We start from the raw sequence: 9,214 nt of genomic DNA on the forward strand, positions 1-9,214 counted from the left end.
TATCTTGACATCGAGATAACGGGTGGGGCCGCTGCGCCGCACGCCACCGCCCGTGGGACGATGACCGAGCAAGCGCAGCAGCGAAGCGGCAAGGAGCACAAGTGAGCGTCGACAGCTTTGGAGCCCGTTCCACCCTCCGGGTGGGCGAGCAGGACTATGAGATCTTCCGACTGGACGCGGTTGAGGGCCTGGACCGGCTGCCCTACAGCCTGAAGATCCTCGCCGAGAACCTCCTGCGCACCGAGGACGGGGCCAACGTCACCGCCGACCACGTCCGTGCGCTCGCCGCGTGGGACCCGCAGGCCGAGCCGGACACCGAGATCCAGTTCAGCCCCGCCCGCGTCGTCATGCAGGACTTCACCGGCGTCCCGTGCATCGTCGACCTCGCCACCATGCGTGAGGCCATGGCCGACCTCGGCGGCGACCCGACGCGGATCAACCCGCTCGCCCCGGCCGAGCTCGTCATCGACCACTCCGTCGTCGTCGACGTCTTCGGCAACGCCCAGGCCTTCGCCCGCAACGTCGAGCTCGAGTACGAGCGCAACGGCGAGCGCTACCAGTTCCTGCGCTGGGGCCAGACCGCCTTCGACGACTTCAAGGTCGTCCCCCCGGGCACCGGCATCGTCCACCAGGTCAACGTCGAGTACCTCGCCCGCACGGTCATGACGCGGGAGAGCGACGGCGTCACCCAGGCCTACCCGGACAGCTGCGTCGGCACCGACTCCCACACCCCGATGGTCAACGGCCTCGGCGTGCTCGGCTGGGGCGTCGGCGGCATCGAGGCCGAGGCCGCCATGCTCGGCCAGCCGATCAGCATGCTCATCCCCAAGGTCGTCGGCTTCCGGCTCATCGGCGCCATCCCGGACGGCGCCACCGCCACCGACGTCGTCCTCACGATCACCGAGAAGCTGCGCGAGCACGGCGTCGTCGGCAAGTTCGTCGAGTTCTACGGCGAGGGCGTCGCGGCCGTGCCGCTCGCCAACCGCGCCACCATCGGCAACATGAGCCCCGAGTTCGGCTCGACCGTCTCGATCTTCCCGGTCGACGACGTCACCCTGGACTACCTGCGCCTCACCGGCCGCCCCGCCGAGCAGATCGCGCTCGTCGAGGCCTACGCCAAGGAGCAGGGCCTGTGGCACGACGCCACGCGCGAGGCCGCCTACTCCGAGTACGTCGAGCTCGACCTCTCGACCGTCGTCCCCTCGATCGCCGGCCCCAAGCGCCCGCAGGACCGCATCGCGCTGAGCAACGCCAAGGACCAGTGGCGCGCGGACATCAAGAACTACGTCGTCGACGGCAACGACGTCGAGGGCAGCCCGCTCGACAAGGAGCTGGCCGACACCTTCCCGGCGTCCGACCCGCCGAGCCACGACCCGGAGCAGGAGGAGGCCACCGAGGCCGGTCGCCCGGTCCACTCCGCCGCAGCGCCCAGTGCGAAGGACCGCCCGAGCAAGCCCGTGCGGGTGACCCTGGAGAACGGCACCGACGTCGAGCTCGACCACGGCGCCGTCGTCATCGCGGCCATCACCTCGTGCACGAACACCTCCAACCCGACCGTCATGCTCGGCGCCGCCCTGCTCGCGAAGAAGGCGGTGGAGAAGGGCCTGGAGACCAAGCCCTGGGTCAAGACGTCGATGGCCCCCGGCTCCCAGGTCGTCTCCGGCTACTACGAGAAGGCCGGCGTGTGGCCCTACCTCGAGAAGCTCGGCTACCACCTCGTCGGCTACGGCTGCACGACGTGCATCGGCAACTCCGGCCCGCTGCCGGAGGAGATCTCCCAGGCGGTCAACGACAACGACCTCGCCGTCGCCGCGGTGCTGTCCGGCAACCGCAACTTCGAGGGCCGGATCAACCCGGACACGAAGATGAACTACCTCGCCTCCCCGCCGCTCGTCATCGCCTACGGCCTCGCCGGGACGATGGACTTCGACTTCGAGGCCCAGCCGCTCGGGCAGGACAAGGACGGCAACGACGTCTACCTGCGCGACATCTGGCCCAGCCCGGCCGAGATCGACGCCGTCATCGCCGGTGCCGTGAGCCAGGAGATGTTCGAGGAGGACTACGCCGACGTCTTCGCCGGCGACGAGCGCTGGCAGTCCCTGCCCACCCCGGAGGGCAACACCTTCGCGTGGGACGCGGAGTCGACCTACGTCCGCAAGCCCCCGTACTTCGAGGGCATGGCGGCCGAGCCGGAGCCCGTCTCCGACATCTCCGGTGCGCGCGTCCTCGCCAAGCTCGGCGACTCGGTGACCACCGACCACATCTCCCCGGCCGGTGCCATCAAGCCCGACAGCCCCGCCGGGCGCTACCTCGCCGAGCACGGCGTCGCCCGCAAGGACTTCAACTCCTACGGCTCGCGCCGCGGCAACCACGAGGTGATGATCCGCGGCACCTTCGCCAACATCCGCCTGCGCAACCAGCTCCTCGACGGCGTCGAGGGCGGGTTCACCAAGAACTTCCTCACCGGTGAGCAGGACTCGATCTACGACGCCTCGATGGCCTACCAGGAGGCCGGCGTCCCGCTCGTCGTCCTCGGCGGCAAGGAGTACGGCTCCGGGTCCTCGCGCGACTGGGCGGCCAAGGGCACGACGCTCCTCGGCATCAAGGCCGTCATCGCCGAGAGCTTCGAGCGCATCCACCGCTCCAACCTCATCGGCATGGGCGTCCTGCCCCTGCAGTTCCCGGCCGGTGAGAACGCCGAGTCCCTCGGGCTCGACGGCACCGAGACCTACGGGATCTCGGGCATCACCGAGCTCAACGAGGGCCGCACGCCCCGCACGGTCAAGGTGACCGCCGCGAAGGAGGACGGCACCTCGGTGGAGTTCGACGCCGTCGTGCGCATCGACACCCCCGGCGAGGCGGACTACTTCCGCAACGGCGGCATCCTCCAGTACGTCCTGCGGAGCCTGGCGAAGACCGCCTGACCCGCGCAGCACGCCGACGGTACCGTTCGCTCCCGCACCAGCGGGCGCGGCGGTACCGTCGGCGTTCCTGATCTCGGCACGGGCCGCGGCCGGCGAAGGAGGAAAGGTCCATGAGCGAGGCCACCGGAGGACTGCCGGAGCTCGACTGGTCGATCTTGTCCGTGCCCACGCCCAGGGCGATGGCGCTCGGGCAGCTCGGCTTCTCCTGGGTCGAGCTCGCCGGGCGGCTGGCGAGCGTCACCCAGGAGGAGTTCACCTGGGAGCCGCGACCCGGCACGCTCAACGTCGTGCGCCGCGGTGAGGAGCGCACGCCGCGCACCCTGGGCACGGGGGAGTGGGTCGCCGAGTGGCCCGGCGCCGAGGACCACCCCGGCCCGCGCAGCATCGCCTGGCTCGTCGCCCACCTCACCGAGGCGTACTTCGAGCGGTGGGAGTGGACGTTCGGCGAGCGGCGCCGGCGCCGTGCCGACGCCGTCGTCCACGGCGAGGTCGACGCAGCCCGCGCCGAGCTCGCCCGCTGGGTCGAGGCGTGGCGCACCGGGGTGGAGTCCGTCGCTGACGAGGACTTCATGACGGTGGGCCTGAGCCAGGCGACCGAGATCGACGCCGCCTCACCCTTCGGGCACCTCGTCCTCCACATGAACCGTGAGCTCATCCACCATGGCGCGGAGATCTTCGTCCTCACCGACCTGGTCCGTGCCGCTCCCTGACCTCCGGAGCGGGTAATCTCACCCTTCCTGGTGCCCGGGGCGTTGTCGCGGCGGGCGTTCGTCGGACGTAAGGTGAGGAAGCGATTTGTCGTCTGACCGGAAAGGGGAGCGATGAGCCAGCTCGGACGCATCCGCAGGCCCGCTGACCTGCGCTCCCTCACCACCTCCGAGCTCGAGGTGCTGGCCGAGGAGGTGCGCGACTACCTCGTCGAGTCCGTCGCGAAGACCGGCGGGCACCTCGGCCCGAACCTCGGGGTCGTCGAGCTCACCCTCGCCGTCCACCGCGTCTTCACCTCCCCGCGCGACCGGATCGTCTTCGACACCGGACACCAGGCCTACGTCCACAAGCTCCTCACCGGGCGACAGGACTTCGCCGAGCTGCGCAAGGAGGGCGGCATCTCGGGCTACCCGAGCCGCTCGGAGTCCGAGCACGACATCGTCGAGAACTCCCACGCCTCGACGGCGCTGTCCTGGGCCGACGGGATCGCCCGCGCCCACGAGCTCACCGGGCAGACCGACCGGCACGTCGTCGCGGTCATCGGTGACGGCGCCCTCACCGGCGGTATGGCCTGGGAGGCGCTGAACAACATCGCCGAGGCGCAGGACCGCCGCCTCGTCATCATCGTCAACGACAACGGCCGCTCCTACGCGCCGACGATCGGCGGCCTGGCCCACCACCTCGACGCGCTGCGCACCGCGCGCGGCTACGAGAAGGTCCTCGGCTGGGGCAAGCGCGCACTCCAGCGCAGCGGCCCGCCCGGACGGGTCACCTACGACGCCCTCCACGGCCTGAAGAAGGGCATGAAGGACGTCCTCGCCCCGCAGGGCCTCTTCGAGGACCTCGGCATCAAGTACATCGGCCCCGTCGACGGCCACGACCTGCCCGCCATGGAGTTCGCGCTGCGTCGCGCCAAGGCGTTCGGCAGCCCGGTCATCGTCCACGCCATCACCGAGAAGGGCCGCGGCTACACCCCGGCCATGGAGGACGTCGCCGACCGCTTCCACGCCGTCGGCGTCATCCACCCCGAGACCGGCCTGCCCGTCACGCCCTCGCGCTTCGGCTGGACCTCGGTGTTCGCCGAGGAGATCGTCGAGATCGCCCGGCAGCGCAGCGACGTCGTCGCGGTCACCGCCGCCATGCTCGCCCCCGTCGGCCTCGCCCCGATGGCCGAGGAGTTCCCCGACCGCGTCATCGACGTCGGCATCGCCGAGCAGCACGCGCTCACGGCCGCCGCCGGGATGGCCTTCGCCGGACTGCACCCCGTCGTCGCCCTCTACGCGACCTTCCTCAACCGCGCCTACGACCAGCTCCTCATGGACGTCGCGCTCCACCGCGCGGGCGTCACCATCGTCCTGGACCGCGCCGGCATCACCGGCGACGACGGCGCCAGCCACAACGGCATGTGGGACCTCGCGCTCCTGCGGACGGTGCCGCGCCTGCGCCTGGCCGCGCCGCGTGACGAGGCCACCCTGCGCGCCGAGCTGCGCGAGGCCGTCGAGGTCGACGACGCCCCCACGGTCGTGCGCTACCCCAAGGGCTCGCTGCCCGGGCCGCTGCCCGCGATCGGGCGCGAGGGCAGCGTCGACGTCCTCACCCGCACCGCCGGCGACGGCGGACCACGCACGCTCGTCGTCGGTGTGGGCGCCATGGCGCCCACCGCCGTCGCCGTCGGGCAGGCGCTGGAGGCCCAGGGCATCGGCTCCACCGTCGTCGACCCCCGCTGGGTGCTTCCGGTGAGCGAGGACCTCCTCGACCTGGCCGCCAAGCACGACCTCGTCGTCGTCATCGAGGACGGTCTGGGCACCGGCGGGATCGGCAGCGCCGTGCGCGACGCCCTCGCCGAGGCCGGGCATGCCGTCCCGGTCCAGACCCACGGCCTGCCGCACGAGTTCCTCGAGCACGCCAGCCGCGCCTCGATCGTCGAGCGCTACCACCTGCAGGCCCAGGACGTCGCCCGCCAGGCGGCCGGCGCCGTCGCCGCACTCACCGCCGCGCACGACGTCGTCGAGCACGAGCCTCGCGCCTGACGGTGTCCGGTGTCACCATCGGTGTGCGCGTGTGAGAGTGCTTACGCGGCCGCGTGGTCCTAGGTCCCATGCGGATGACCTGTCCGATTCGTACGGTGGACACAACCGGCAACCGCCGGGAGGAGAGGGAGGCACTAATGGCCACGACCACCATCGACGAGGCACTGCAGTCGGCCGACGCTTGGCGAGGATTCACCCCCGGGCCGTGGCAGGAGTCCGTCGACGTCCGCGACTTCATCCAGCGGAACTACACCCCTTACGACGGCGACGACTCCTTCCTCGCCGGACCGACCGAGCGCACCACCCACATCTGGCGCACCCTGTCGAAGATGTTCCCCGAGGAGCGCGCCAAGGGCGTCTACGACGTCGACGCGACGACGCCCTCGACCATCACGTCCCACGCCCCGGGCTACATCGACCAGGACCGTGAGCTCATCGTCGGCCTGCAGACCGACGCGCCGCTCAAGCGCGCGATCATGCCCTACGGCGGCTGGCGGATGGTCGCCACCTCGCTCAAGACCTACGGGTTCGAGGTCGACCCGCTGCTCGAGCAGGTCTTCACCACCTACCGCAAGACCCACAACCAGGGCGTCTTCGACGTCTACCCGCCCGACGTCCGCGCCGCCCGCAGCGCGCACATCGTCACCGGCCTGCCCGACGCCTACGGCCGCGGCCGCATCATCGGCGACTACCGCCGCGTGGCCCTGTACGGCGTCGACGCCCTCATCGAGGCGAAGAAGGCGGACCGCGCCGAGCTCGACAAGCTCTTCTCCGTCGACGAGGTCATCCGCGACCGTGAGGAGAACAGCGAGCAGATCCGCGCGCTCCAGGAGCTCAAGGAGATGGCGGCCTCCTACGGCTTCGACATCTCCCGGCCGGCGAGCAACGGCCGCGAGGCCGTCCAGTGGCTCTACTTCGCCTACCTGGGCGCCGTGAAGGAGCAGAACGGCGCGGCCATGTCCCTCGGCCGCACGTCGACGTTCCTCGACATCTTCCTCCAGCGCGACATCGCCGACGGCGTCCTCACCGAGTCCGAGGCGCAGGAGATCATCGACGACTTCGTCATCAAGCTGCGCATCGTGCGGTTCCTGCGCACCCCCGAGTACGACCAGCTCTTCTCCGGCGACCCGACGTGGGTCACCGAGTCGATCGCCGGCGTGGGGGACGACGGGCGCCACCTGGTGACGAAGAACTCCTTCCGCATGCTGCAGACGCTCTACAACCTGGGTCCGGCCCCCGAGCCGAACCTCACGGTGCTGTGGAGCGACAAGCTGCCCGAGGGCTTCAAGCAGTTCTGCGCGAAGGTCTCCATCGACACCTCCGCCATCCAGTACGAGTCCGACGAGCTGCTCCGCAGCCAGTGCGGCGACGACTCCGGGATCGCCTGCTGCGTGTCCGGCATGGCCATCGGCAAGCAGATGCAGTTCTTCGGGGCCCGCGTCAACATCGCCAAGGCGCTGCTCTACTCGATCAACGGTGGCCGCGACGAGATCAGCGGCAAGCAGGTCGCGCCGGTGAGCGAGCCGGTCACCGGGGACGTCCTGGACTACGACGACGTCCTGGGCAAGTACGACGCCCTGCTCGACTGGCTGGCCAGGACCTACGTCGACGCGCTCAACTGCATCCACTACATGCACGACAAGTACGCCTACGAGCGGCTGGAGATGGCGCTCCACGACCGTAAGGTCCGGCGCACCATGGCCTGCGGCATCGCCGGCCTGTCGGTCGCCGCGGACTCCCTGTCGGCGATCAAGTACGCGACCGTGCGCCCCGTGCGCAACGAGGACGGGCTCGTCGTGGACTACGACGTCGAGGGTGACTACCCCACCTTCGGCAACGACGACGACCGCGTCGACGACATCGCCATCATGCTCGTCGAGCGGTTCATGGAGAAGGTGCGCCGCCACCCGACGTACCGCAACGCGCTGCACACCCAGTCGGTGCTCACCATCACCTCCAACGTCGTCTACGGCAAGCACACCGGCAACACCCCGGACGGGCGCCGGCTCGGTGAGCCGTTCGCCCCTGGCGCCAACCCGATGAACGGGCGCGACAGCCACGGGATGCTCGCCTCGGCGCTGTCGGTGGCCAAGCTGCCGTACTCCGAGGCGCAGGACGGCATCTCGCTGACCAACACGATCGTGCCGTCCGGTCTCGGCCGGACCAAGGACGAGCAGGTGAAGAACCTCGTCGGCCTGCTCGACGCGTACATGGTGAGCGAGGGCTTCCACATGAATGTCAACGTCCTCAACCGGGACACCCTCGAGGACGCCATGGAGCACCCGGAGAACTACCCGCAGCTGACCATCCGGGTCTCCGGCTACGCGGTGAACTTCGTGCGCCTCACCCGGGAGCAGCAGCTCGACGTCATCTCCCGGACGTTCCACGGCCGGGTCTGACAGACCGGAGAACCGAACGCCCCGTCCCCGGTTTCCCTCCGAGACACCCTCGTGGAACAGTCAGGAGAGAGGGAGACCGGGGACGTCGGCGTGTACGGACGGCCCGAGGGGAAGGCGGACTCGCAGGAAGGAGCGGGCAGCGTGACCACACCTGAGCACGTGACCGTGAGCGGCGTCGTCGCCCCCGACGGGATCAACGGCGAGTACGTCGCCGTGCCGGAGGACGCGGTGCCCATGCTGCGCCGCTCGGCCGGCACCGCCGGCCTGGCCCACGTGGAGGAGATGAGCCGCAGCGAGCACCTCGCGGCGGTGCGGGCCGGGGACATCGGCTCGCTCCACTCGTGGGAGCTCGTCACCGCGGTCGACGGCCCGGGCACCCGGATGACGACGTTCCTCGCCGGCTGCCCGCTGCGCTGCCTCTACTGCCACAACCCCGACACGCTGCGCATGCGTGACGGCGAGGCCGTCGACGTCGACGAGCTCCTGCGGCGGGTGCGTCGCTACGTCCCGGTCTTCCGGGCCACGGGCGGCGGACTCACCGTCTCCGGCGGGGAGCCGCTCATGCAGCCGGCGTTCCTCACCCGGCTGCTCGAGGGCGCCAAGGAGATGGGCGTCCACACGGCGATCGACACCTCCGGCTACCTCGGACGCTACGCGAGCGACCGGCTGCTGTCGGCCCTCGACCTCGTCCTGCTCGACGTGAAGTCCGGGCTGCCCGAGACGTACAAGCGCACGACCGGCCGCGAGCTGCAGCCGACGCTCGAGTTCGGGCGCCGCCTCGCCGACCTCGACAAGGAGATCTGGGTGCGCTTCGTCCTCGTCCCGGGCCTCACCGACGCCGAGGAGAACGTCGACGCCGTCGCCGACTACGTGGCGTCGCTCGGCTCCGTGAGCCGGGTGGAGGTCCTGCCCTTCCACCAGATGGGCCGGGACAAGTGGGACCGGCTCGGGATGGACTACCAGCTGGGCGACACCCAGCCGCCGTCCCTCGAGCTCACCGACCGCGTGCGCGACCAGTTCCGCTCCCGCGGCCTCACCACCTACTGACCCGCGCTCCTTCCCCTCCGCCCTCCCTGTCCCGCCTTCCCCACGAACTCGCCCATCGCCGAGCGCTGGATCGTGCACGGGGTCGGTGTGCAGGATCCAGCGCTCG

The 9,214-nt window shown here is 70.4% G+C and carries 5 protein-coding genes; all 5 read left to right on the top strand.

Annotated features, from left to right (window positions below; translation table 11 throughout):
- Nucleotides 1–101: 101 nt before the first annotated feature.
- The 5 genes from FHE66_RS03385 (at nucleotide 102) to pflA (ending at nucleotide 9,108) form a co-directional block, all read left to right on the top strand.
- The gene (locus tag FHE66_RS03385) at nucleotides 102–2,924 is read left to right on the top strand and encodes an aconitate hydratase (protein WP_139071582.1); all 2,823 of its coding nucleotides are present in this window, start codon (nucleotides 102–104) and stop codon (nucleotides 2,922–2,924) included.
- 110 nt (nucleotides 2,925–3,034) lie between these two features.
- Nucleotides 3,035–3,634 carry a DinB family protein gene (locus FHE66_RS03390; protein ID WP_218013598.1) on the top strand — a complete coding sequence of 200 codons (600 nt, stop codon included), beginning with the start codon at nucleotides 3,035–3,037 and terminating at the stop codon, nucleotides 3,632–3,634.
- Between the two features lie 111 nt (nucleotides 3,635–3,745).
- Nucleotides 3,746–5,662 carry a 1-deoxy-D-xylulose-5-phosphate synthase gene (gene dxs, locus FHE66_RS03395; protein ID WP_139071583.1) on the top strand — a complete coding sequence of 639 codons (1,917 nt, stop codon included), beginning with the start codon at nucleotides 3,746–3,748 and terminating at the stop codon, nucleotides 5,660–5,662.
- 137 nt (nucleotides 5,663–5,799) lie between these two features.
- Nucleotides 5,800–8,061 carry a formate C-acetyltransferase gene (pflB, locus tag FHE66_RS03400; protein WP_139071584.1) on the top strand — a complete coding sequence of 754 codons (2,262 nt, stop codon included), beginning with the start codon at nucleotides 5,800–5,802 and terminating at the stop codon, nucleotides 8,059–8,061.
- A gap of 282 nt (nucleotides 8,062–8,343) precedes the next feature.
- Nucleotides 8,344–9,108 (top strand): pyruvate formate-lyase-activating protein, encoded by a 765-nt coding sequence (pflA, locus tag FHE66_RS03405; RefSeq protein ID WP_255303592.1) that lies wholly within the window; start codon nucleotides 8,344–8,346, stop codon nucleotides 9,106–9,108.
- The last annotated feature ends 106 nt before the right edge of the window (nucleotides 9,109–9,214 follow it).

It is taken from the genome of Georgenia sp. 311 (assembly GCF_006151955.1).
Lineage (GTDB): Bacteria > Actinomycetota > Actinomycetes > Actinomycetales > Actinomycetaceae > Oceanitalea > Oceanitalea wutianyii.

What these genes read in the sequence shown, in the direction of transcription:
- pflB (WP_139071584.1), top strand. Translation starts at nt 5,800, where the DNA reads ATGGCCACGACCACCATCGACGAGGCACTGCAGTCGGCCGACGCTTGG.
- FHE66_RS03390 (WP_218013598.1), top strand. Translation starts at nt 3,035, where the DNA reads ATGAGCGAGGCCACCGGAGGACTGCCGGAGCTCGACTGGTCGATCTTG.
- pflA (WP_255303592.1), top strand. Translation starts at nt 8,344, where the DNA reads ATGAGCCGCAGCGAGCACCTCGCGGCGGTGCGGGCCGGGGACATCGGC.
- dxs (WP_139071583.1), top strand. Translation starts at nt 3,746, where the DNA reads ATGAGCCAGCTCGGACGCATCCGCAGGCCCGCTGACCTGCGCTCCCTC.